General features: G+C 52.0%; 20 protein-coding genes. 10 read left to right on the top strand and 10 right to left on the bottom strand.

Annotated elements, in window-relative coordinates; genetic code table 11:
- The first annotated feature begins 137 nt into the window (after nucleotides 1-137).
- Nucleotides 138-335: a hypothetical protein gene (locus AC5FXQ_RS04990; protein WP_493601392.1), complete on the top strand. Its 198-nt coding sequence runs from the start codon at nucleotides 138-140 to the stop codon at nucleotides 333-335.
- 213 nt (nucleotides 336-548) lie between these two features.
- On the opposite strand, the gene AC5FXQ_RS04985 is transcribed toward AC5FXQ_RS04990, so the two are convergent.
- Entirely contained in the window at nucleotides 549-737 is a 189-nt protein-coding gene (locus AC5FXQ_RS04985; protein WP_493601391.1) for a hypothetical protein, read from the bottom strand.
- A gap of 125 nt (nucleotides 738-862) precedes the next feature.
- Here AC5FXQ_RS04985 and AC5FXQ_RS04980 point away from each other — a divergent pair, with 125 nt between their 5' ends.
- Nucleotides 863-1945, top strand: a complete 1083-nt coding sequence (locus tag AC5FXQ_RS04980; RefSeq protein ID WP_493601390.1) for a hypothetical protein — start codon at nucleotides 863-865, stop codon at nucleotides 1943-1945.
- 156 nt (nucleotides 1946-2101) lie between these two features.
- On the opposite strand, the gene AC5FXQ_RS04975 is transcribed toward AC5FXQ_RS04980, so the two are convergent.
- Entirely contained in the window at nucleotides 2102-2947 is an 846-nt protein-coding gene (locus tag AC5FXQ_RS04975; protein WP_493601389.1) for a TspO-related membrane protein, read from the bottom strand.
- Nucleotides 2948-3040: 93 nt separating this feature from the next.
- On the opposite strand from AC5FXQ_RS04975, the gene AC5FXQ_RS04970 reads away from it, so the two are divergent.
- Together AC5FXQ_RS04970 and AC5FXQ_RS04965 are read left to right on the top strand one after the other, a co-directional pair.
- Nucleotides 3041-3880: an SDR family NAD(P)-dependent oxidoreductase gene (locus AC5FXQ_RS04970; RefSeq protein WP_493601388.1), complete on the top strand. Its 840-nt coding sequence runs from the start codon at nucleotides 3041-3043 to the stop codon at nucleotides 3878-3880.
- 42 nt (nucleotides 3881-3922) lie between these two features.
- Nucleotides 3923-4591, top strand: a complete 669-nt coding sequence (locus tag AC5FXQ_RS04965) for an NAD(P)H-binding protein (RefSeq protein WP_493601387.1) — start codon at nucleotides 3923-3925, stop codon at nucleotides 4589-4591.
- A 5-nt stretch (nucleotides 4592-4596) separates the two neighbouring features.
- Here the strand turns inward: AC5FXQ_RS04965 and AC5FXQ_RS04960 are convergent, their stop codons facing one another.
- The 4 genes from AC5FXQ_RS04960 to AC5FXQ_RS04945 form a co-directional block, all read right to left on the bottom strand.
- Entirely contained in the window at nucleotides 4597-4983 is a 387-nt protein-coding gene (locus AC5FXQ_RS04960) for a DUF4260 domain-containing protein (protein ID WP_493601386.1), read from the bottom strand.
- A 40-nt stretch (nucleotides 4984-5023) separates the two neighbouring features.
- Nucleotides 5024-5818: a DUF4249 domain-containing protein gene (locus tag AC5FXQ_RS04955; protein WP_493601385.1), complete on the bottom strand. Its 795-nt coding sequence runs from the start codon at nucleotides 5816-5818 to the stop codon at nucleotides 5024-5026.
- Nucleotides 5819-5838: 20 nt separating this feature from the next.
- Nucleotides 5839-8166: a TonB-dependent receptor gene (locus AC5FXQ_RS04950; protein WP_493601384.1), complete on the bottom strand. Its 2328-nt coding sequence runs from the start codon at nucleotides 8164-8166 to the stop codon at nucleotides 5839-5841.
- A gap of 198 nt (nucleotides 8167-8364) precedes the next feature.
- Nucleotides 8365-9816: an alpha/beta hydrolase family protein gene (locus tag AC5FXQ_RS04945; protein ID WP_493601383.1), complete on the bottom strand. Its 1452-nt coding sequence runs from the start codon at nucleotides 9814-9816 to the stop codon at nucleotides 8365-8367.
- Between the two features lie 296 nt (nucleotides 9817-10112).
- On the opposite strand from AC5FXQ_RS04945, the gene AC5FXQ_RS04940 reads away from it, so the two are divergent.
- From AC5FXQ_RS04940 to AC5FXQ_RS04920, 5 genes are all read left to right on the top strand, one after another.
- Nucleotides 10113-11150, top strand: a complete 1038-nt coding sequence (locus AC5FXQ_RS04940; RefSeq protein ID WP_493601382.1) for a sensor histidine kinase — start codon at nucleotides 10113-10115, stop codon at nucleotides 11148-11150.
- A 5-nt stretch (nucleotides 11151-11155) separates the two neighbouring features.
- Nucleotides 11156-11872: a LytR/AlgR family response regulator transcription factor gene (locus AC5FXQ_RS04935; RefSeq protein WP_493601381.1), complete on the top strand. Its 717-nt coding sequence runs from the start codon at nucleotides 11156-11158 to the stop codon at nucleotides 11870-11872.
- Between the two features lie 183 nt (nucleotides 11873-12055).
- Nucleotides 12056-15247 (top strand): SusC/RagA family TonB-linked outer membrane protein, encoded by a 3192-nt coding sequence (locus tag AC5FXQ_RS04930; RefSeq protein WP_493601380.1) that lies wholly within the window; start codon nucleotides 12056-12058, stop codon nucleotides 15245-15247.
- A 32-nt stretch (nucleotides 15248-15279) separates the two neighbouring features.
- Entirely contained in the window at nucleotides 15280-16722 is a 1443-nt protein-coding gene (locus tag AC5FXQ_RS04925) for a SusD/RagB family nutrient-binding outer membrane lipoprotein (protein ID WP_493601379.1), read from the top strand.
- Nucleotides 16723-16800: 78 nt separating this feature from the next.
- Nucleotides 16801-18324, top strand: a complete 1524-nt coding sequence (locus AC5FXQ_RS04920) for a calcineurin-like phosphoesterase C-terminal domain-containing protein (RefSeq protein ID WP_493601378.1) — start codon at nucleotides 16801-16803, stop codon at nucleotides 18322-18324.
- Between the two features lie 200 nt (nucleotides 18325-18524).
- On the opposite strand, the gene AC5FXQ_RS04915 is transcribed toward AC5FXQ_RS04920, so the two are convergent.
- Genes AC5FXQ_RS04915 through AC5FXQ_RS04905 form a run of 3 tightly spaced genes read right to left on the bottom strand, consistent with a single transcriptional unit; the run spans nucleotide 18525 to nucleotide 21520 of the window.
- Entirely contained in the window at nucleotides 18525-20348 is a 1824-nt protein-coding gene (locus AC5FXQ_RS04915; RefSeq protein WP_493601377.1) for a M64 family metallopeptidase, read from the bottom strand.
- Nucleotides 20345-20848, bottom strand: coding sequence for a hypothetical protein (locus tag AC5FXQ_RS04910; protein ID WP_493601376.1), 504 nt, complete (start codon nucleotides 20846-20848; stop codon nucleotides 20345-20347). Before AC5FXQ_RS04910 ends, AC5FXQ_RS04915 begins: the two co-directional genes overlap by 4 nt.
- 27 nt (nucleotides 20849-20875) lie before the next feature.
- Nucleotides 20876-21520, bottom strand: a complete 645-nt coding sequence (locus tag AC5FXQ_RS04905; protein ID WP_493601375.1) for an SIMPL domain-containing protein — start codon at nucleotides 21518-21520, stop codon at nucleotides 20876-20878.
- A gap of 241 nt (nucleotides 21521-21761) precedes the next feature.
- On the opposite strand from AC5FXQ_RS04905, the gene AC5FXQ_RS04900 reads away from it, so the two are divergent.
- Nucleotides 21762-22553 (top strand): endonuclease/exonuclease/phosphatase family protein, encoded by a 792-nt coding sequence (locus AC5FXQ_RS04900; protein WP_493601374.1) that lies wholly within the window; start codon nucleotides 21762-21764, stop codon nucleotides 22551-22553.
- Here the strand turns inward: AC5FXQ_RS04900 and AC5FXQ_RS04895 are convergent.
- Complete coding sequence (locus AC5FXQ_RS04895) at nucleotides 22543-23883, bottom strand: serine hydrolase domain-containing protein (RefSeq protein ID WP_493601373.1); 1341 nt, start codon at nucleotides 23881-23883, stop codon at nucleotides 22543-22545. The two genes, AC5FXQ_RS04900 and AC5FXQ_RS04895, sit on opposite strands and share 11 nt — an antisense overlap.
- Between the last annotated feature and the right edge of the window lie 551 nt (nucleotides 23884-24434).

Here is a 24434-nt window from a genome sequence, read left to right as displayed (position 1 = left end):
TAGCTACCAGGTTTAAATATTTGAGTGGCTTATTCCTGTTTTTTCAGACAGTACAGCTATAATGCGTTTAGATAATTGAATTGTATAGGCCATATACTTCATCATCACATTCATTTTTGAACCTTAAACCAGACGATATGCAAAAGCAAACACACAGTTTACCTGCCTTGATCTCTTTCTTCATTCCGGGATTAGGCCAGCTCATCAAAGGGCATGTTTTGAAGGGAATCTTCATCTGGATCTTCGGCGGGATATTGACTTTCTTTTTCTGGTGGACGATCATCATTCCATTCATCCTCTGGGCCTGGAATGTGTATGATGCTTATAATTCCTGATTGATTTCTACTGAACTGATAAAAGACTGTTGCTACCGGGCCTATATGGTCTGTAAAGCCTGCTGGCAATGCGCGTCTTTTAGCCGGGCTCCCAGCTTATAATAAAACGTTGCTTTTGCTTTGTTGGGCTTGAAATGTAAAGCCGTATGAGGTTGCCATCTCCTTTAATGACAATCATATCGAGCCCTTTGTCGAAGTATGCCTGGTTCTGGTCTATGAGGTCGAAGAGGCTATTACTCCCTTCAAAAATGATTCCGGTTGTCTGATCAGGATCTTCATGCGCCGGTGCTGTTCTGGAAACGGCCAGAAGGTTGTTGCATGAATAAGTTTCGGATGCTGTAGCTGCGGCAGGGAAGCAACCATTATTCCGAACGTTTTTGTTTCTGCTTTCTGATATTTCATGCTTAGCACCCTTATGTGGCACAGGAAAATTCAGTAGGTTAAACCAACACCAGGTATGGAGTTTTCACTTTCACAACATATCTTGTAAGCTGCATCTACCTTCTGCCATACAAGAGCAACATCCCATGACCAAGACCCTCAAGTCCGCCTGCCTTCTCCTGCTGATTTCTTTTCAGTTCTCAGCCTGTACGCAATCTGCTGATCAGATCCCTGAGATCGATCCGGTGTATGGGGTGACGCTGGACGAGCTGTATAAGAGCAAGGGGGTGAAGGAGGTGTATGTAGAGCGGGAGCAGTTTTACGAACGCAAGCTTGTATACCCGCGCTACCTGGCGTGGTACTTACTGCTGGACGATAATGGCAGAGTCATCCGGAAAGAGACATCCCATAACGACCGCATCAGCAGAAGGCTGGATACGGCTTATGATGCGGATGGTAACATCATGTCGACGATCTCTTACGAAATAAAGCCAGGCACCTCAGAAGACAGATCCGGAAGAGAGGGTATTGACTGGGTTTATTCAGAAAGAATATTGCTTGAAGCAGATGGAAATGAAACGGCCGGCAAATATACCTGGAGCCATACGAAGCAGGAGTGGCACCAGGATTATGAGTTGCGCACCTGGGAGCAGAACGATACGACCTATACCGAACGGCGCAACCTGTATGGCACCTATGGTCAGTCCCGCGAACTCACCAGGGCCTACCTGCTTGGGGCTGACAATACCGTCCTGCGACGGGATCATCTTACTTTCTCGCCCAAAGGGATGTCGGAGCCAAGGTATAGCTATACTAAAATTGAAGACGGACGAGTAAAGGAACACGGGAGCGTGGACTATGAATATGAGCTGTATGCTTTCGTTGAAAAGAACCCGGGGAAGCAGCGCTTTATGTTTTCGAAGCATGGGTATAGCACGGTGCTGGATGAGTTGGCGCGCCAGTCAGCTGGCAGATTGGAGCCCAGAATGACGTATCAGTACAATGGCAAAGGGCAGCTGGTACTGGCGAACGAATATGACACGGAAATTACCTATGAGCGCGATGCGGAGGGGAGGGCCACCGCCAAACGGGAACGTCATACTGGTGCCGGCAGTGGAACGATCTCACGCTATTACTACAACAAGGAGGGACTGCTCACGCATGAAGTTAAAACGACCATTCGCGGCGAACCTTCTGAAACGATGTATTACAGGTATACTTTTCAGTAGATGAAATATCAGGTAAATTCTAACTCAGTCGCTTATTTCTGTATTGAAATGTTGATCGACTAAAGAAGCTTTAAAGAAAACTTAATCCTGAAGAGGCCTAAAGACATTAGCTGATCAGTTGTTTGACAGGCTGTTTTTATCTGAGGCATAGGTTGTCTATGCCTCCTGCCGCACCGCTTTTCCATACCTGAAAAACACCAGTAACACCACCAGGGCCACCACCGCCAGACAGATCCAGGCAGTCGTGATGATCTGCGGGCTTTCGGATGCATTGAGTTCCTGATGTTTCAGGATAATGCCGTAGAGCGCCCATAAACCGACCAGTCCCACAAAAGGGTTCGTCCGGCTGAGAACTACAAACACAACGATCAATGTGGCTACGACGATCATGATCATGGCCCAAAGTCCTTCGCTCAGGCCAAAGCCGTCCCATCCTAAACCCACCAGGGCAGAGCTGATGTTGGCAACCGTGGCGATGATGATCCAGCCGAAGTATAAGCTTAGCGGCACCTGCGTAAACCAGCGGGAAGCGGCAGAGCGGGCAGGGTCGAAAATGCCCAGTCGCAGGTGGATCAGCAGCAGCGTGATCAGCTGGATCAGGATCAGCACCACCGAAAGCACCAGCTGCTCACTTACCCAGGCGATGGTCCAGGCGCCGGTAGCCAGGTTGTTGAGCATGAACAGAAAGCCGAGCCGCTTCAGGTCCGCGTTGGCTTCGTGCAAGACGGGTTCTTTAAATGCTTTTACGAGGTGGTAAATGCAGAAAGCCGAAAGCGCCAGGTAAAGGACGCCCCAGATTGAAAAGGTGATACCCGCCGGGGTGAAAAGCGCCGGATACTTTGCGGACACATCGCCAATGGTCTGGCTATTGAAAAGCTCCAGCTGCGTGAGCTGCGAGGGTATCAGGTGCAGCAGGAAAAACACAGTGTTCAGGATGGCAAGCGTCTTGACATTTTTCATGGCGAATGGCGTGCTTCTTGTTGGATTGTTCTCTCTACGCATGAAGTCCTCTTTCAGCCAAAAACCATCATTTTTCGTTATGCTAAGCTTACAGCTATACCTGTACCTTCATCTTCGACCATCAAAATAGAAACTATGACAAATGAGCTCAGCGGCAAAACCATCATCATCACAGGCGGCAGCTCCGGAATTGGCGCGGCAGCTGCCCGTAACCTCCGGCAAAAAGGAGCACACGTGGTGATCACAGGTCGCTCCGATGAAACCAGAAGACTGGCAGAGGAGATCGGTTGCGACTATTATCTGGTGGATTATACCCGCTTTGCAGAGGTGCGTGCTTTTGCACAAAGTCTGCTGGAGAAATATCCGCGCATCGATGTGCTGGTCAACAATGTGGGCGGTATCATCGCTGACCGGCGGGTGACCCCGGACGGCCACGAAATGACCCTGCAGGTGAATCATTTATCCGGCTTTCTGCTCACATACCTGCTGCAGGAACGGCTGGAAGCTTCCAAGGCGATTGTGATCAATACGTCCAGTGCAGCCAACCTGACGGGCCGTATCAATTTTGATGACCTGGAGAATGGAAGGAATTACAAAAGTTTCCGGGCCTACGGGGCAGCAAAGCTGATGAACATACTGCATGCCATGGAGATCAGCAGGCGCTTTAAGGGAGTATGGGCTGCTTCGTTTCATCCGGGTGTGGTGGGCACCGGTTTTGCACGGGAAGGCGGTAGCACTGTCAAGTGGATCTATGAGTCGGCTTTCAAACGCTTTTTCATGATTTCTCCCGAGCAGGGAGCTGATACCCTGGTCTGGCTCATCAGCACGATGCCGGGCAAAGACTGGCAGGACGGAGGGTATTACTACAAACGTAGACCCGGCCGAACGAATCCGCAGGTAAGCTCCGAACTGGCCAGCAAACTGTGGGACGTGTCGGAGCAACTGACCGGAGCCGGCAAAGAGGAGCGCGTATAGCAGGTATAGAAATTTTTTCGAACAGATAAACGAACCAAGAAAATGAAAACAGCACTCGTAATAGGCGCAACCGGCCTCGTGGGGACGCAACTGGTACAGCAGCTATTGGCAGATGAGCGATTCAACAAAGTAATTGTGTTCGGCCGCCGTTCACTAGGTATAGCCAATGCCAAACTGGAAGAGCACCTGATCAATTTTGACAAACCCGAAGACTGGCAGCACCTGGTAAAAGGCGACGTGTTCTTCTCGACGCTGGGTACCACGCTCAAGCAGGCAGGCGGACAGAACGAGCAGTACAAGGTCGACTACCACTACCAGTACAAGTTTGCCGAAGCCGCCGCGCAAAACAGTGTCCCAGCCTACGTGCTTGTTTCCTCGTCGGGAGCAGACAAAGATTCCATGATCTTCTACTCCCGTATGAAAGGCACACTGGAGGAGAACGTGAAAAAGCTGGACTTCCAGAGCATCAGCATCATCCAGCCTGGCTTGCTGCACGGCGACCGCAAAGAGAGCCGCGCCGGCGAAGAGGTGGCCTACAAAGTGATGCACTTCCTGGACAAAGTAGGTATAGCCGGCAAGTACAGGCCCTACGAAGACAAGGTAGTGGCGCAGGCCATGATCAACGCAGGTATAGCCGCCCAGCCAGGTGTGCATACCTACAACTTAAACGAGGTATTTGAGCTGGCCGAGCGGGAGCACCTGCACCGGTAATACTATCAGACAGATTTGGCTTGCTCAAGCGGCTGCTTCTCTTTAGGACCAATCCATCCTAAATGAGTGTGCTTGAAACTGTCTGTATACTTTAGTCCATAGCCCAGGGCCCTGTCCATGGCACTGTGACCGAAGAGCAAAAGCCCGGCCAGCTGTAAGTTTGTATAGCCAAAGTAAACACCTGCCATGCCTACAGCAATTGCAATGCCCTGGTGGTGGAGCAGGTTGTAGGTAAATGCCCCTACTCTGGTATTGACCAGGTAACCGAGCATGCCTACATCAGGTGCCAGTAGCAGTGCGAAAAATAGCCACCAATCATAACCAAGGTATAAACTGCCCAGATAGGAAAGCACAAGTTTGGCTATGTCTTCTGTTTTTAATAAGATATGCATGGTCGTGCTGCGTTAAGTTTAATGATATCGAATTTACCACCTATTTCACAGTCGCTTCTATCACTGAAACGGCTGATGCCCCGAAGAAGCCCAAAGCTCCGTTGCTGATGTTGCCTGGTGCATTGCCCGGTGTACTTTCAAAAGGTCCCCCACCGGCGTTCTGTTGGTTCATCAGTGCAAACCAGAAGTTATAAGCCGGTTTGTCCAGTGCGTACAGCTCCACTTTCAGCCTGTCTCCCTGCTGTAGGTCAAATTGCATGTCGGCATGGCCATAGTTGCCATCGTATATCTCATCGCTGAGCACCGCTAGCTCGTCTGGGTCCGGGATGTCATTTATAAATACGTTCCAGCGATAATAATTGCCTTTGCCGGCCGGGTCCTGGAAGTGGATGATCGGATAGTAACCTTCCTCTGCCATCTGTGAGGCGGCTTTGTATTCAAATGTCAGCGAGTCGACAACTGAAACGGTGGGCATGAAGCTCTGGGCGGTATACGTCTGGCCGTTCACCAGAGCTCTTAAGTAATAGGTATAACCCGGGATGCCCTGCAGCTTTGTGGTCTCGTAGAGGCCCTCACTCACCTGGCGGAGCGTGTCGGTGTTGCCTCGGTTGTCAGAGATGATGACCAGCGCTCCGTTCACGCTGGGTGTTCTTCCGTCATCGAGGTAGCCTTTGGTCTGGCTGAGGCGGACCTGGTAGGGACCCGGCTGATCGGTGATCAATCCCTCCACCACCAGTTTGGTGTCGGTAGTTCTCAGTTCGTAGTCAATCACTTCCTCGCAGCTGTACAAGGCAAGGGCCAGCATGCTGAGCAGGTATAGCACAATCTTTTTCATGATTTTATTTCGGTTACAGATTAAAAGTTGAAGTTATAGGTAAGCGAGGGCACAATGCCGAACAGGTAGGATTTCACAGCCTCGGTTTTGGTTCTGTCATCCTCACTTTCGCGGAAGAAGATCGAGAAGGCGTTCTTTCGGCCATAGGCATTGTAAATGCTCAGCGTCCAGGAGCTTCCGAACTTTCTGAACTCGCTTTTCGGCTTCTCGTAAGTAGCCGCCAGGTCCAGGCGGTGGTAAGACGGCAGGCGGTAGCCGTTGCGCTCAGAGTATACCGGGTAGGTTTTGCCGTTGTACTCGTAGCGGCCTACAGGCATGGTGATGGCGCCGCCGGTTGCGTAGGTCCAGTTGGCTCCAATAGTAATGCTGGGGCTGAACTGGTAGGAGAGCACCAGGTTGCCTGCATGGCGCCGGTCATGGCGCAGCGGGTAGGGGTTTCCTTCGTTGATGCCCGGCACCGTGCGCTCAGTCTTCGACAAAGTGTAGCTCAGCCAGCCGGTCAGCTGCCCCTTCTGCTTGCGCAGGTAGAACTCGGCTCCGTAGGCCTCGCCCGTTCCCCGGAGCAGCTCTGTCTCCAGGCGCTCGTTGAGCAGGATCTCTGCGTAGTCCTTATAGTCGATCTGGTTATCCATCCATTTGTAATATACCTCCACCGAGCCCTCGAACATGTTGTCGCTGAAATTTCGGAAGTAGCCTACCGCCACCTGGTCGGCGACCTGTGGCTTGACGTGGGCGCTGCTCGGCACCCACACATCAAATGGCAGTGCAGAAGTGGAGTTGGACACCAGGTGCAGGTACTGCAGCGTGCGGTTGTAGGAGGCTTTGAGGGAGCTCACCTCGCTCAGCTCGTAACGGGCAGCAAGGCGCGGCTCCAGCCCACCGTAGTGCTTTATTTTTTCGAGGCGGCCGTACTCCACCGTGTCGATAGGTGCCTCAGTGGTCTCGTCGTAATGGTATACCTTGCCAGGCCCCAGGCTAGTGAAGCTTGAAAGGCGCAGACCATAGTCGATTGTCAGACGGTCAGTAACCTGGTGTTCGTTGCTCAGGTAGGCGGCAGCCTCCAGGGCACTGTTCGCGTTTAGCTTCAGCTCATTCACATAGGAATTTTTCCCGGGTTTCACCTCAGCCGGCATGAAGTGGTGATAGGTAGCCTGCAAACCAAAGCGAAGCTGGTGTTTCGGGCTCAGGAAATAGGCATAATCGTTTTTGATGCCGTAGTCTTTGATGTGCGACTTCCAGGTGAACTCCGATTCGCTTGCCTTGGAGCCAAGCGCATAGTCAAAGTCGGAGAAAATGAACGTTGTGTTGGAGAAGAGCCTGTCGGAGAAGAGGTGGTTCCAGCGCACGGTGGCCGTGGCGTTGCCCCAGTTCATCATAAAGTCCTTCGTGGATGCCACATCACGCCCAAAGTAGCCGGACACAAACAGGCGGTCCTTCTTGCTGATTGTGTAATTTGCCTTGGCATTGAGGTCATAGAAGTAAAGCTGGTTCCCCTTGATATTATCGTCGCCGCTAAGGCCAAAGAACATGTCGGCATACGTGCGGCGGCCGGAAAGCATAAACGAGCTTTTGTCTTTTACGATAGGCGCCTCCACTGTTAGTCTGCTGGAGATGGTTCCGATGCCGCCAGATACACCCAGTCTTTGATTATTACCCTCTTTCATGCGGATGTCGAGCAGCGAGGACAGCCGGCCGCCGTGCTGGGCAGGTATACCGCCTTTGTAGAGCTGCACATCCTTGATGGCGTCAGCGTTGAAAACCGAGAAGAAGCCCATCAGGTGAGAGGCATTGTAGACAGGGGCCTCATCGAGCAGGATCAGGTTCTGGTCCACGCCGCCGCCCCGTACATAGAAGCCCGAAGTGCCTTCGCCAGCGGTCTGCACACCCGGCATCAGCTGTACGGCCTTTACCACGTCTACCTCACCCAGCAGGGCAGGCATGGACTTTATCTCGGCCACCCGCATTCTCTGGGTGCTCATCTCCAGCGAACGGACGTTGTGGTCTTCCTTATGGGTGGTGATCTCCACTTCTTTCAGGGCGGTACTGTTCTGGTTCAGCTCCACATCCAGGTTCTTGCTGTCGGTCAGCTCCAGGGTCTTGCTGACCGGCACGTAGCCCAGGTAGTTGATCTGCACGGTATAGCTGCCCTTGGGCAGTGTAAGCGAGTAAAAGCCGTAGGCATTGGTCATGACACCCACGCCGGGTAGTTCCTGCACACTGACCGCGGCGCCGATCAGCTCTTCGCCAGAGGCTTTGTCTTTCACGTAACCGCTTAGGGTTACCTTGTCTTGGGCCAGCACTGTGATGGACAACAGGCAAATAAGCAATGAAGTAATGAATAGTTTCATGGTTCTATTTTGTAATAGGATGGTGGCACATTTGGAATCGATCCGCTATAATCAAGGCGCAAAATTATCCCTGCTCTATTAATAGAGTTTTATAAATTTTATTTTAAATGTTATATTATTATGAATTGTAGTTGAGGCAGCTGACAGGATGAGCGTATAGGGTACCCCTTTGAAGTGCGTTTACCTTTTGCGCTGAGCTTATTTTAAGTTATTTATCCAGTTTACCATGTATGCCACTACATCAGGGGCAAATGTCTCTTCCAGTTCATTGTACTCTGATATGAGACCTGTCTTGGCGGTTTGGAACAGGTGGTTCTTGTTTTCGAATTCCTTGACAGCAAAGTTCTTGTTGCCACTTTTTTGCAGGACTTGCTCGATACGCTGCAGGTTGACGGGTAGCACCTGCAGGTCTCTGGAGCCATTGATAGCTAGCACCGGACATTCTAATTTAGCGATTTCGGCAACGTGGTTGTAAAAGAGATCTACCCGGTAGGCCGGTGACAGGAAAAAGGCAAAATCCTTTGGATTCAAAGGCTGGCTAAGTTCCAGTATCTTTCTTTCTTCTGCACTGAGTTTCGTCACTTCAGGATCCAGTTTTTTGAATTTTGCAGCTATCTTTTTCAATGCTTTGGCATCGTCCTTTTCGCTTCTGATACTTTCAAAAACTGCCTTAAGCACTTTTTCATTTACCTGTATGCCTGTTTCACTTACCCCGATGGAGGCATAATGGGCGCGAGCCTGTTCGTAATATCCTAAGTGAGCTGACTTGAGTGCTGTAGCCGACATGAGTACAACAAATGAAATATCCTCTGATTTGTTCGCAGCTATCGGCGCGATCTCTGTACCCAGGCTGTGGCCTATCAGGCCTATTTTTGTTTTGTCTACTTCTGGGCGGGTTTTCAGGAACTCAACACCCGCCAGCACGTCACTTGCAAGGTCTACGATGCTGGCTGATGTGAAGTCTCCTGTTGATTTGTTAACTCCTCTGTCATCTACACGGAGTACAGCAAAGCCAGCACGGGTCAACTGGTCAGCCAACACCAGAAAGACCTTATGACCAAAAATAGTCTGGTCACGGTCATTTGGTCCGGAGCCAGGTATAAGCAGCACAGTAGGATGGGGACCGGCTGTATTGGGTATGGTCAGGGTGCCTGCTAAGGTCACGTTCGCTGCAGCGTTGTGATAGCTTACTTCCTCTTCCTGGTAAGGGTATGGCTTTAAGGGCTCTTGCGGTCTTTTAGCCTTTGTTTTGGGCAGTTTATCTACCTTCTTCATGTTCAGCGGAAAAGAGTCGGCACTATTCTGAGCCAGACCTCCAACCAGCGTAGTCCCATTTTGTATCGTACCTCTGTAGGTGGCATTCAGTGCCTTTACCTGTAGTATGATGTTGTCACCGTCCAGCTTGATCTCATCAACAGGAATATCAAATGCGTTTTGGTCGAGACTATGAATCACTGCCTTCAACTGCTGATCTGCACCTTTGTTGATATCAAAAGCAATGTTCATTTGTACCTCTTTGTTCACCTCCAGCTTACCTAGCCAGAGGCCCACGATCGCCTGGTCTTGCTGTGCAAATGACCTGGTAGCGGAGAAGAAGATCAGCAGGAATGCCACTGAAAATGTGAAGGGGTAAAAGCGAGAAAATTTCATGGTTTTATTTTGTTTAGATGTCATGTGCAAGCGCTTTGCCTGCTTTCATGATCCAAACCTACCATGCCTTTTCCACCTCAAAAAATCAAATCCGGCAACACTCCCTATACCTATTCAAACTTTAGATTTTATACCTTGAGTTGTATTCGTGTATGTTTTTTCCAGTTCACATAAAATACTGCCTGGTTTGTCCATAGCATTGTGCGGGAAATTTGGAGATTCATAACTTTAGAGGGAGGTTATCAGCTGAGAGTTGATCGCCGGAAAGCACAGCAGTTACAATTAAGAAATGACCAATGCGAAAACGTAAGTATGTAGAGCCTCTGATCCACACTATCCTTTGGCTGGCCGGCTACCTGGCTATTATACTCTGGGTAAATACGCTGGGCTCTTTCAGGAGTACCGATGGAAACATCCTGCTACCAGTAACCATAGGCACCATACTCAATATATGCCTCTTCTATACGACTGCGCTTGTGCTGATTCCTCGCTACTCTGCCAACAAGCGAACAGGGGTGTTTCTACTTAGCTTACTCATGCTGTGGGTAGGGTTGACAACGCTGGAAACTACGATTGACTACTTCCTCTTTATCAATTATTATTCTACCGAAGACGAAGGTTTTATGGGGCAGTTTATCATCAATATGCTGTTCAACTTTATCTTCTTTTCACTGGCACTGGGCTATGGGTTTACCAAAAGCTGGCTCAAAAACGAAAAGCAGCGGAAGCAGCTGAAAGAGGAAATGCTGCAGGCAGAGCTGAATTTTCTAAAGGCGCAGGTCAATCCGCATTTCTTGTTTAACGTGCTGAACATGGCCTATGCAAGTGCCGCTGCCAAGGGGGATGAACGGACTTCCGGTATCATCGAGAAGCTGGCAAACCTGATGCGTTACATGCTATACGAAAGCAATGTGCAGAGCATAGAGCTGATGCGGGAGGTGGAGTACATCGAGAGTTTTATACAACTCCAGAAAATGCGTTTGTCTTCTGAGATTCAGTCAGCAGTCAGGTTTTGCGTATCTGGTGATTGTACCCTGTATAAGATTGCCCCGCTTATTTTGATTCCTTTTGTGGAGAATGCGTTCAAGCATGGTATCCGGTTAGATAAGCCTTCCGATATTTTGATTAGTTTAAAGGTTCTGGAAGGTACACTATACTTTAAGGTGGAGAACAGCATTGCGCAAGCCAGAAATGAATTAGGGCACAACTCAGGCGGTGTTGGTCTGGAGAACGTGAAGAAGAGGCTGGCCTTACTTTACCCTCAGAATCATCAGCTGCAGATAGATCAGAAAAATGATAAATTTATAGCGACACTCACGATAAAACTGGACTGAAACAGATGAAATGCATTGTAGTAGACGATGAGCCTTTTGCACTGGAGCTCGCTGCAGAGTATGTGCGTAAAACTCCTTTCCTGGAGCTGGCTGGTTCTTTTACAAATCCGGTAAAGGCGCTTGCTTTTTTGATGGAGCAGGAAGTGGAGCTGGTTTTTCTGGACATCAACATGCCGGAGCTATCCGGTATGCAGCTGCTGAATGCCCTTCCCCGCAAGCCCATGGTTGTGTTCACGACAGCCTATCCCGAATTTGGGGCTGAGAGCTATAACTACGATGCGGTGGACTACCTGCTCAAACCCATCAATTACGCCCGTTTCCTGAAGGCAGTGAACAAAGCCGTGGAGCTGCAGAGCCTCAAGAGAAAAGACAAACCTGTATTGGCCCAGCCTCCTATCTCAGCCCAGGATAAGACGCATGTGCTTATCAAGAGTGGTACACAAACCTTTAAAGTGAAACTGGAAGATATACTTTATGTGGAGGGGGCAGGCAATTACATGTCTTTCTGCACTATTGGTAAAAAGATTCTTTCGCTGCTATCCATGAAAGATGTTTTGGATTTGCTACCTCCAGATCAGTTCGTGCGGGTGCACAAGTCATATATCGTATCTATGAGGCACCTGGATGTGATCGAACGTCATCAGGTAACAATAGCTGGTAAAGCCATACCGATTGGGCTCACCTACCGTGAGCAATTCCTGGTCAAAGCAGATAGGCTATAATCTGATCTAAACTCAAACCCAGAGTAGCAGTCACTTTGGTTATAAGCCCCCTTACAGCACATTATTTTAAGGTCAAGATTTTTGAACCTCACTTCTGATTCCTTAACCTTTATATATCCTTCTCTTAATATTGGGGTAACCTGCTCAAAATAGCTTTGCGGTAGTTAAACAAACACTATCGCTATGCAATTAAGAACCTCTACACTTTTGAAACGGCACCTGCCCGCTTTGCTGCTTTTGCTGCTTTGCTGTCAGCTGGCCGTAGCACAGTCCCTGTCCATACAGGGCAAGGTAACCGATGAACAGGGCCTGGGCCTGCCGGGTGCCAGCGTGGCCGTAAAGGGTACAACCAACGGAACCATCACTGACGGCAATGGCAATTACAAACTGACTGCCCGCAGCGAAGCGGATGTGCTGGTGGTTTCCTTTATCGGGTATGTTCCGCAGGAAAGACCGATCGGCAACCAGGAGTTCATCAACATCCAGCTGCAGCCCAACCAGAACCAGTTGAGTGAGGTAGTGGTAACAGCGCTAGGTATAGCGCGTGATCAGAAAGCCCTGGGATACGCCGTGTCAAAGGTAGAAGGGGAGGAGATCCTGAACGCCCGCTCCAACAACTTTGCGAGTGCACTTTCGGGCAAGGTGGCCGGTCTTAACCTGACTTCACCGGGCTCAGGCCCTGTGAACTCAGTGCGCATCTCCTTACGCGGCGACAACTCCATGGACCCGAACAAGAACAATGCACTGATCGTGCTGGACGGTGTGCCGATGAACAGCGGTATGACCAGTTCGGGCGTGGGCAATGCCTACGGTGCCGGCTCTGGCAACGACGTACCGATCGATTTTGGCAACGGCATCTCCGACATCAATCCTGATGATATTGAAAGCATCACCGTCCTCAAAGGACCTGCTGCCGCAGCTCTTTATGGAAGCCGTGCGGCAGGTGGTGCTTTGATCATTACCACGAAATCAGGTTCACGCGCCAGGAAAGGTCTGGGCCTGACGGTGAACACGAACCTGAGCTTCAACGATGTGCTGCGCTGGCCGGATTATCAGTATGAGTACGGACAGGGAACAGGCCGTGCCTTCAACGACGATGGAAAGCTCTACTACTCTTATGGCGCCTCAGAAGACGGAACCAACACAGGCGGTACCAGTAGTGCCTTCGGTCCGGGATTCGACGGCCAGTCTTACTACCAGTACGACCCAACCCTGGAAGGGCAGTCAGCGGAGCGTCAGCTTTGGAGACCCTACAAAGACAATATCAAAGGCTTCTGGCGCACCGGCTCCACCATCACCAACAGTGTGGCGCTGGAAGGCGGTAACGAGAAGGGTAGTGCGAGAGCTTCCATTACGCACTCCAAAAACGAGTGGATCATGCCGAATACAGGCTTTGAGCGGATCACCGCTGCCCTGAGCCTGAACTACCAGTTGGCTGACCGCCTGAAGCTGAGCTCGAAGGTTAACTTCACCAACAAGCAGAGTGATAACCTGCCCGCTACCGGCTACAACAACCAATCCATCGCTTACTTCATGATCTTCCAGAACCCGAACGTGGACCTGGACTGGTATGCGCCGATCTGGAAAAAAGGGCAGGAGCAGATCGACCAGATTCACCCGTTCAGCTCATTCATCGACAATCCCTTCCTGATCGCCTACGAGATGACCAACGCGCAGCGTAGCTATGGCACGGTGGGCAATCTGGCTGCCACTTATGAAATCTCTCCTAAGTTTGAGTTGATGTTGCGCTCTGGTGTGGACATGCGCAACGAAGACCGCCAGCAGCGCCGTCCGTACAGCACAGCCAACTTCCAGCGAGGCTACTACAAAGAGCAGAACATATTCAACTACGAAGTGAACACCGACGGTCTCTTCACTTTCCGCGACAAGCTGTCGGACCGCATTGACCTGCGTGCTTCGGTGGGCGGTAACCTGATGGCCCGCAAGTACAAGCGGGTAGAAGGCTACGTGGATCAGCTCAACATACCGGGCGTGTACAAGCTGACAAATGGCGTGAGCAACCCGATGATGAACACGGTGAGCAGTAACAAAAACGTGCACAGCGTGTACGCTTTCACGTCCCTTTCTTTTGAAGACAAGATCTTCCTGGACCTGACCGGCCGCAACGACTGGTCAAGCACATTGCCAACGCAGAACAATTCATTTTTCTACCCATCCGTGAGCTCAAGCTTTATTTTGAGTGACCTGTTTGTATTGCCACGTCAGGTGTCTTATGCCAAGCTGCGACTGTCGCTGGCGCAGGTAGGTAACGACACAGACCCGTACCAGACCCAGAAATACTATGGCCGCAGTGAGTTCCCGGGCTCTGCCACGGTGCCGACCACACTGCACAACGACCACTTCAAGCCGGAGATCACAACCAGCTATGAAGCCGGTCTGGAGTACATGCTCTTCGGTGGCCGCATCGGCATGGACGTAGCCGTGTACCGCAACCTGACCCGCAACCAGATCCTGGAAGTTCCCCTGGACCCAACTACGGGGTATAGCCGCGCCGTGCTGAATGGTGGTGTGGTACGAAATGAAGGTATAGAACTGGCCCTGAACCTGCGCCCGATCGACAGGGGTGACCTGAAGTGGAAGAGTACCCTGACCTGGGCCCGCAACCGCAACAAGGTAATTGAACTGGCCGAGGGCCTGACAGACCAGCAGGTGATCGGGGTAGGGGGTAGCGCTTCCATCATCGCCAAAGTGGGCGGCACGACAGGAGACATCTATGGTTTCGGCTTCATGCGTGCCCCGGACGGACAGATCATTTACAACAGCAACGGTCTGCCAGCGCGACCTTCTGAGATCCAGTACATCGGTAACGCCTATGCTGACTGGAGAGGCGGCTTCATGAACGAGGTGAGCTACAAGAATTTCCGTCTGAACGTGCTGCTGGACGGACAGTATGGTGGCATCATCTACTCCCAGACGCACCACAAGATGAGCGAGCAGGGCAAGCTGAAGCATACGCTGCGTGGTCGTGAAGATGGCTTTGTCATCGGCGAGGGTGTAGTCGACAACGGAGACGGTACTTTCTCGCCAAACACCACCAAAGCCAGCTTGCCAGACTTCTATGGTGACTATTACCGCCGTGCCAATGTGGAGTCCAACTCCTTCGATGCCTCATACCTGAAGCTGCGTGAGCTGCGCCTGGAGTACAGTCTGCCAAAAGCCCTGACGGCCCGCACCAAAGTGTTGCAGGGAGCCAGCGTGGCCCTCTACGGACGTGACCTGGCCATGATCACCAGGTTCCCGATTTTCGATCCGGAAACAGCCGCCCTCAATGGCTCGACCATACTGCCGGGTGTGGAGATGGGCCAGCTGCCGACGCCGCGCACCTATGGCATGAACCTGACCCTGAAGCTGTAGTTTTCCTAACCTTAATTGAAGAGATTATCAAGATGACAACCATAAAGAAAAAGTTATTAGCCTTCGCCCTCGCTCTGAGCTGTGTCAGCGTTTCCTGCACCGACGAGTTTGAAGAGCTTAACATTGACCCGAACCGCATCGAGCGCATCAATCCGGGCACTTTGCTCAACCCGATCGTGTACGAAATGGCCAGTTTCAACGCTTCGCGCAGCAACGGCTTTACGTTCGATCTGATGCAGGTGTCACTGCCTTTCCCGAGTGCCTCCGGCGGTATCCACCGCTACAACCTGACCGAGAGCTCCGGCAACAGCACCTGGAATACCTATTACCGCTGGATCACCAATTTAAAGGAAATGCAGACAGCGGCCGTAGCGGCAAACGACCCAAACTACCAGGCCATTGCCCTGACCCTGAACGCCTGGGTATACTCGCTCCTGACCGACAGCTTTGGCGACGTACCCATGGAGGAAGCCGCCCGCGGCGACGAAGGCATCTTCTATCCGAAGTTCAACACCCAGCAGGAGGTATACACCAAGATCCTGGCCGACCTGGAGAAGGCCAACAACCTGTATGACACAGGCAAACCGATGGTGTACGGCACGGACCTGCTCTACAACAATAACATCGCGAACTGGCGACGCTTCACTAACTCGCTGCGCCTGCGACTGTTGTTGCGCGTGTCGAAGCGGGGTGAGATGAACTCCTTTGCGAAGATGACCGAGATGCTGAACGATCCGGCCAAATACCCGGTGTTTACCCGCAACGAGGAAGCGGCCATTCTGAATGTGACAGGCGTGACGCCGAACCTGTCGCCTTGGGGGCGGGCCATTGACTTTACGACTTTCCGGGCTGCGTCGAAATTCTTCATCGACAACCTGGTGGCCTTCAACGATCCGCGCCTGCCGAAGTTTGCCACACAGGCCCGCTCCAAAGATGGCAGCACCACCATCGGTTACAAGGGTATACCAAGCGGCTACGGCGGCAGCGATTCCCAGTTCGATTACCAGCCTTCAAACCTGAACATCGCCCTGGCTACCGCCCCAATGAAGACCCTGATTATGACTTATGCCGAGGTGGAGTTCATCAAAGCCGAACTGGCACAGCGCGGCATTACTGGTGGTGATGCGAAAACGCACTACGAGAACGGTGTGAAAGCTGCTATCACGCAGTGGGGTGCTACGGTGCCGGCTAACTACTTCGAGAACGAGGCAGCTGCTTACGACGGCACCCTGGAGCGCATCATGCTGCAGAAATACTACGCCCTGTTCTTCAACGACAACCAGCAGTGGTTTGAGTACCGCCGCACCGGTTTGCCGGAGCTGCCAAAAGGAAGCGATATGCTTAACAACCAGATCGTGCCGGTGCGCTTCCGTTACCCGACCACCCTGCAGACCAATAACTTGGAAAACTATCGCAAGGCAGTCGAGTCGATGGGCGGTGACGACATCAACACTAAAGTTTGGTGGGAAAAATAAGCAACAACCTGCTATGAAAACGGGGAGTCGGCACTGCACAGGTGCTGGCTCCTTTTCATGCACATCCATACATCTCTTATGTCTCAGAAAAGAAGAACCTTCCTCAAATCCCTTGGCCTGACAGGTATAGGCCTGACGCTGGCCCCGAATATCCTGCAAGCCAAACCGGCTATACCTGCCCGCGGTAAAGACCTGAGCACTGTGAGCCTCAGCGGCAAAGTGTCCGCCAATGGCAAAGGCATCGCTGGCGTAGCCGTGACCGATGGCATCAACGTGGTGACCACCGACTCAGCTGGCCGCTACGAACTGCTCAGCAATGCCACCGCTGACTTTGTATACCTGTCCATTCCGCGTGGCTACGAGTTCGAAAACGAAAAGAGCATCACCCGCTTCTACAAAAGAATTGTGCCGCAGCGAGGCCGCTTCAAGGCTGATTTTGAGCTGAAGCGCCTGTCGCAGGACGATACCCAGCACAACTTCGTAGTATGGGCCGACCCGCAGATCATCTCCAAAGAAGACGCAGAACAACTCAAGCGCGAGTCGGCTCCTGACCTGAAGAGTTTGGTGAGCAGCTATCCGCAAGGTACACTCTTCCATGGCATTGGCTGCGGCGACCTGGTATGGGACAAGTTTGAACTGTTCGACGATTACCAGGAGGCGCTGGCGATAGCCGGTATACCTTTCTTCCAGGTGATCGGCAACCACGACATGAACCTGGAGGCACGCACCGACGAGGGCTCGGCCGAGAAATTCAAGGAACTGTTTGGGCCGACTTACTACTCTTTCAATCGGGGAGAGATTCACTATGTGGTGCTGGATGATGTGTTCTTTATCGGCACGGCCAAGAAGTACATTGGCTATCTGACCGAGCGCCAGCTGGCCTGGCTGGAGCAGGACCTGGCTACTGTAAAACCCGGTTCTACTGTGGTCGTGAGTCTGCACATTCCGGCCTATACCCGCCAGCACGAGCGCAACATTGAGAAAGAGCCTTCTATCGGTGGCGTGGTGTCGAACCGAAAGGAACTGTACCGTCTGCTTCAGCCTTACAAGGCGCACATTATGTCGGGCCACACCCACTTCAACGAGAAAGTGTTTGAAGGTGATAACATCATCGAGCACGTGCACGGCACAGTCTGCGGTGCCTGGTGGACCGGCCCGATCTGCTATGACGGCACGCCGAGCGGCTATGGTGTGTATGAAGTAAAGGGCAGTGAAGTACAGTGGTATTACAAGTCGACGGGACTGCCACGGGAGCACCAGTTGCGGATATACCCGGTGGGGGCTGTGGCCGCAATGCCGGAGCAGGTGGCAGTGAACGTCTGGAACTGGGACCCGAGCTGGAAAGTGGAATGGCTGGAGGACGGCAAACGCAGGGGTGAGATGACCCGCGAAACTGCCCTGGACCCACTTTCGGTGGAACTGCACGAAGGTGCTGCCAAACCTGCCAAACACAAGTGGGTGGAGCCGCTGCCAACGGATCACCTGTTCTTTGCCAAGCCGTCAGAGGGAGCTTCCACTTTTGCCGTGCAGGTAACCGACCGCTTCGGAAATGTGTACCGGGATGAACTGAAACTCGCCAAACTGGAAAGTGCGGTTCGCTAGGTATAACCTGTTGTTCAGGTATAGCATTTCACCTGGACAGGTATAGCGAATAGGTAGAGCATGCATGTGCCAGAACCTTCCCGGGGTTCTGGCACATCTGTTTTGGTCAGATGATTTCTGCTGCGATTTCTTCCCTTAAATACCTGCAAGCATAGCACGAGGTGCTAACAGATGCGCTCGAAGGGTGAACAGGCTGTCCTTTACTGCAGCAACAACTTCCGGTTTACATTACCTTTTTCAGTGATCAGTCGGAGCAGGTAAATGCCTTTGGGCTGCTTGCTCAGGTCAAGCCTTTCCTTGAGCTTACCTGAGAGGCTATGCACCTGCTGGCTAAAGATCAATTTGCCGGTCGGGTCGTATACCTGCAGGGTTGCTTCGGAGGTGCCGGTCAGCTGTGCCTCGAGCTGGACGAGGGTGCTGGCCGGGTTGGGGAAAAGCTGTATACCTGTTGCCACTTCGGCCTCGTTTGTGTTGGTGCACACGCTCACCGTGATCTCTTTCTCGACTGTGATGGAGCAGACGTTTGCATAGGTATAGGTAATGCGGTGTATACCTGGTCCGGCCTCCGCTGCATTGAACACGCCGTTCTGCACATGATTTCCGCCATAGGTTCCGCCCGCCGGAGATCCGCCTGTCAGCGGGAAGTGGGTGGTGGAAGAGCATACCTGCTGGAAGTCAGCCAGGCTGACGGTTGTGAACTCCCAGACGGTGATAGATTTGGTGGCGCTGACACTGCAACCGTTATCAGAATAGGTATAGGTCAGCTGATGTGTTCCGAGGCCTGCCAAAGCGGGATCAAAAATGCCATTCGGCTTCGTGCCGAGACCCGACCAGACGCCCCCTGCCGGACTAAAGCCACTTAACTCTATGAGCCCCTGCTTCAGGCAGGCGTTTTCATTCTGACCGGCCTTTACCTCCAGCATGGCTTGCACCTGTATGTCCAGGTATGCGCTTGCAGATTGCCCGTTGAAGTTCTGCGCCGCTACTCCAATCTGGCCGCTCCTCGGGCCGATGCGCACGTTGATCGTGGTGGTGCCTTGCCCTTGTATGATCTGATAGCCTTCGGGCACGGTCCAGGTATAGGCACCCGCGCCGCTCACGGGACTGATGCTGTAGGTCACGGCATCTTGCTGGGCACATACCTGGGTTGGGCCGCTGATCTTGCCCGGCTTGTCCGGTATGGTCACCTGGTTCATCAGGCTGGCGATTCGCTTTGTGATCGTATCGTTGCAGACCATGCAGAAGTGAATGACTTCGTTTGCCGTGGAAAGGTAACGCATGCTGCAGCGCTGGTGCGGCCGATACCAGGTAGGAGACTCCTCATAGGGGTAAATGCCCACACCCGTATTGTTCAGCCATTGCTTCCACTTCACGGTTTCAGGAGAGGAAACCTGCGTCATGTTCGGACGCTCGCGGGCATACTGCGGACCGGCCCAGTATTCATCGGCAAGGTTGGCAAAGGAATGGCCAATCTCGTGAATGGCGATCTCTTTGGATTGAACATTGGTAGAACTGGTGGCATAAGCACCTCCCGATCCGCCGTAGTAGGGACTGTTGACGAGCACAAACACCTGGTCGTACTCCGGGAAATTGCTGGCCAGTACAGACGATATGGCCATGTGGTTGGTCGGCACGAGTAGACGGTGTATGCCGCCATAATCGAAGGTGGAGCCGAAGTAATTGTCGACTTTGACTATCGGTACAGCTGATTGGTTGACTTCATCATTGGCTGTGCCGGGGTGACTGGCTCCGCTTTGTTTTGAAGGTACTTTGATGGCGAAAACGTTGAAGAAAACTTTGTTCTCCCTGAAAGGCGGTTTGGCAAAGATCCCATCCACGGTGCCCTTCACATCCTCTATGTATTTGCCAAGCTCGTTTGCCTGGTAGCCGTCCGCGAGAAATACAAAATTGATGTACTTGTCAGATGGTCCGTGGTAGAGGATCGTGTCGACTTCAAATTTCTGTGCCTGGGCAAGCAGTACACTGCAAAGCACCAGCCATACCGTGGTTAATAGCCTTTTCATAGTGTCAGTCTTGCGATTTCTTTAGCTTGTTTGTCTTCCTGTAGCTGTTCGATGAGCAGAATTTCTGTGCCTGGGTAGTAGGGGGCCCTGAGCGTGAAAGTAGCCTGTTGCAGCTGAAATGTTTTCTTCTGCAGTTCACCCGATTCTGAGGCATACTCCAGGGTGTTTGCCAGCGGATCAGGTATAGCGGTGCTGTAGAGTACCTGCCCGGCTGAGCTTAGCAGGGAACACTGCAGGTCGCCGGACCCGTTTTCATGACCGGCGTGTGCGAGGTTTTTCATCCGGCCCGCTGTCACCGTTTTGTTAAGCAACTTCACCGTGCTCTCCTTCGTCAGGCTGTCCCGGCTCAGCTCCAGGTCCAGGAAGATAATCTGCGAAGCGGGGCTTGCCATGTCTTGACCTCCGGCTTCTGCTGTACTAGCTGCCGTGCTGGAAGTGTGGCTGGTCTGGCAGGCTGCTAAAGCCACGAACAGCAGGGGGATTAACAGGTATAGGCGCATCTTATTTCTGAATTCATGAATAGTTACTTAGCCGATCCGCCAGGTGATCGTCACAGTCTCGGCTACATCAATGTCGTCGGGTTCGAAGTCGGGAGCAGGGGCGGAAGCCTCCATCAGCACCTGGCTGTCATACACCGGGTAGTCGTGCTGCTGTGAGCGAATGGTGAGTTCGCGGTAGGAATAGTCAATTTCGAGGATCTCGCGCAGCTCTACCTCTGTGGCTTCGGCGATGAGCGCGGCATTTTCCTTGGCTTTGGAGATGGCCTGCAGGATCAGCTGCTGCTGGTGCCCGCTGGCATCCTTTACACCAAAGGAAATACTGAAGTCCAGGTTGTCCAGCTTTCTGGCGATCTGGCTGAGCAACTTGTTGATGAGTGTTTTGTCAAGAGGCAGCTCCAGGCGGTGTGTGGCGCTGTAGCCAAGAAAGTCAGACTTCTCGGTTTTGCGGTTCCACTGGGTTTCTTTGCGGACCCCAAAGTCCTTGGTCTTGAGGCTGCTGCGGCTTATACCCTGTGCTTCGATGATACTGCGCAGCTCCTCCACTTTGGCGTTGAGGGAATCTACTGTTTTGTCATATTCCCACTCCTGTGCCACAGCACTGAAGGAAAGGATCATGATATCAGGCGTAACGGAGAGTTTTCCGCGCCCCGTGATCTGTAGTCTGCGTTTCATAGCACAGGTATACTTTAGGTGAATTGTCCTCCAATATATAGATTAATATGAATAATTTGAAAAATTCAATGCTATATACCGTAAAGTTACATACTGGGGAAGGCTATACCTGAAAAGAGTGGGTGAATGCTGGCCAAGAGCTGCAGCAGATGACTATATTTACACAGCTATACCGGAACCTATGGACTGCTTTAATTCAACTTTGCCCTTCCTGCTTTGCTTTTTGCTGCTGACAGCCTGTGTGTCAAAATCACCCCAAGGTATAAGTAAGGAGCAACCCAAAAAGGCTGTGACGCAGCTGCGTGTCATAAGCTATAACATCCACCATGCAAACCCGCCCGGTAGAAAGGGCGTGATCGACCTGGAAGCGATTGCCGGAGTGATCAGGAGTGAAGAGCCGGACCTGGTGGCCCTGCAGGAAGTGGACGTGCATATTCCGCGATCAGGAAACGTGCATCAGGCGGAAGCGCTGGCAGAGATGCTGGGGATGCATTCCTATTTCGCGAAGGCCATTGATTTTGGGGGAGGGGAGTATGGCGTCGCGATTCTGTCGCGCTACCCGCTCTCGGACACCCGGATGGTGGTGTTGCCCAAAGAGGATAGCCCGAAAGCCGAAGGCCGCGTGCTGGCTCTTGCCACCGTGCAACTGCCGGGAGGGCAGCGCATCCGCTTCGGCAGTACCCATCTCGACATACAGAGCAGTGCCAACCGCCAGCAGCAGGTACAGACCATTAATGCCGTGGCCGCAGCCGACAAACTGCCTTTCATCCTGGCTGGCGACCTCAACGACTACCCGGACAGCCCCGCCATCGCTGCGCTCGACGAAGTGTTTCAACGTAGCTGCCTGACGGCGTGCGAAGCTACCTTTCCGCAGGACAAGCCGGACCGCATCATCGACTACATCGCCTTTACGCGATCATCCGGCCTGACAGTTCGATCGCATCGGGTGGTGCCTGAAAGCTATGCCTCTGATCACCGGCCGGTCATGGCGGTGCTGGAGCTCACTTCAGCACCTGGTGCACTTAGTCGTTAGAGGCCAGCTGCTCTGTTCCGTTTGGCCAGTTTTCCATGGACAGGATCTTCAGCTTGAGGGCATCGGTTACTTCGTCTGCGATCTGGTTAGGTGACCGGTTGTAGCGGGTATTGGCCAGCACCACAAAGCTATACTCGTCGTTCACCCTCGACAGCACGGCCGTAGTGCCGGGCAGGGAGCCGTAGTGGGTCCAGGTGTCGCCGCCAAAATAGGTTGTCTGGAGAAGGTTGCTGCTGATCAGATCAGGTATAGCCGGGTTGCGGTCGATCAGGGCCATGAAGCGCATCAGGTCACCTGTGCTCGATAACCAGCCGCCGTGGGAATCCATGCGTGTCATGTTGTAGGCATAGGGACTGTGTTCTCTTTGGTAGTATTTTACCTCATTAGGGGCTTTTTCCGCTTCCGTATCACCTGCTATGCGCATCCCGATAACCTTGGCTGGCTGCAGGATGTCTTCCTGTATGTATTCCTGGTAGGTCTTGCCTGTCACTTTTTCGATCACCCTGCCCAGGATGCTATAGCCCAGGTTAGAGTAGGAGTTTGTCAGGCCGGGGTGGTGGTCCAGCGCCCGGTGCAGCACCTGCTCGGTTATGATCTCCCGGGCTGTGGCAGCATATTCGACCAGCATCGGATCGCCTTCCTTGTTGGTCCAGCCGGCGGTATGGGTGAGGAGGTGATAGACGGTGATCAGTCCGATGTTCGGGTCGGCCGCAGGTTCCGGAAACTCGTCTGCCAGTATGCCCTCCGGACCAAACACCTTGTCTGCCAGCGTCAGCTTGCCATCCTGTATCAGTTTGAGAATGCCGGCACTGGTAATGGGTTTGGACAAACTGGCAATCCGGAAGAGGCTTTGGTCGCTCACGAGTTCTTCGTTTTCCTTATCTGCATAACCATAGCTTCTGACAAAAACCGGTTCCCCGTTTCGGGTGATGGAGACTGAAAGTCCCGGTACGTCGTAGCGCTGCATGATCGCATGGAGTGTCTCGTCAAAATCTATGAAAGCCGAGCCAGGCAGCGCTTCTCGCTGCACCACACTTCCATCAGCTGCCACTACATTGTAGTAAATGCTACGCTGTACCTCGGCGTCTGCGGTGCTTCCTGTAGCGGTGCCTTCCGCTGATGAGGATGCCCTGGCAGTTAAAAAGGGAGTCACACCCCCTGTGGTAGACCCGCTGCTTATACCCTGGGCAGCGGTGTTTTTGGGAAGTGTAAGGGAAGGAAAGAGCCCCGCCTCCAGTTGCTGGATTTGAGAGTGTTCTGGTTTTCTGATCTCGCCCTGGCAAGCAAACATGCTCCACAGAAGCAGCGCGACAGACAGCCTTCTGTACATACTGTAAAAGGTAATAGGTACTAAAATCGTAAAAAGGCAGCGGTTACAGGTATAGCTTATACCTTGGCCATAGCCGTTTTTTCATAGTGCAGGTATAGCGGGCCATCGAATCTGATCCGGTAGGAAGCTGATTCTGATGCTAATATAATTTGTGTGAGCTTCTGAAACAAAACAAATTTAAAACCGTAGTTGCACTATTTTTATTATTTAGCCCCTGTTTACATTGTTAAACTGTATTTATTCTATAAGCCATGTAGTCATTGCTCATAGCTATACTGATTATTTTTAATGATTTATTGTGACTTTCTAAGGTATTTTAAACTGGATATGATCCGCTTTTCTGACTTTTGGCAGTGAGTGAGGAGGCTAGGTATTGATTCTGAGTATCTTATGTTAGGAAGAAAAAGAGAAATTTTACTATATATAGAAAATTAAACGAAATGATTGGATTTTATGAATAAGGCCTGAACGGAAAGACATGCAATTTTTTTAACAGGATCTACTGCTTAAATTTTGTCAGTCCGGATGTAGCGGCCTGGGTTTAGAAGTAA

The sequence above is a fragment of the Pontibacter sp. LHS1 genome, assembly GCF_058932855.1.
Note: the sequence above shows the minus strand (reverse complement) of the source record. Positions and strands in the feature narration are given on the sequence as shown.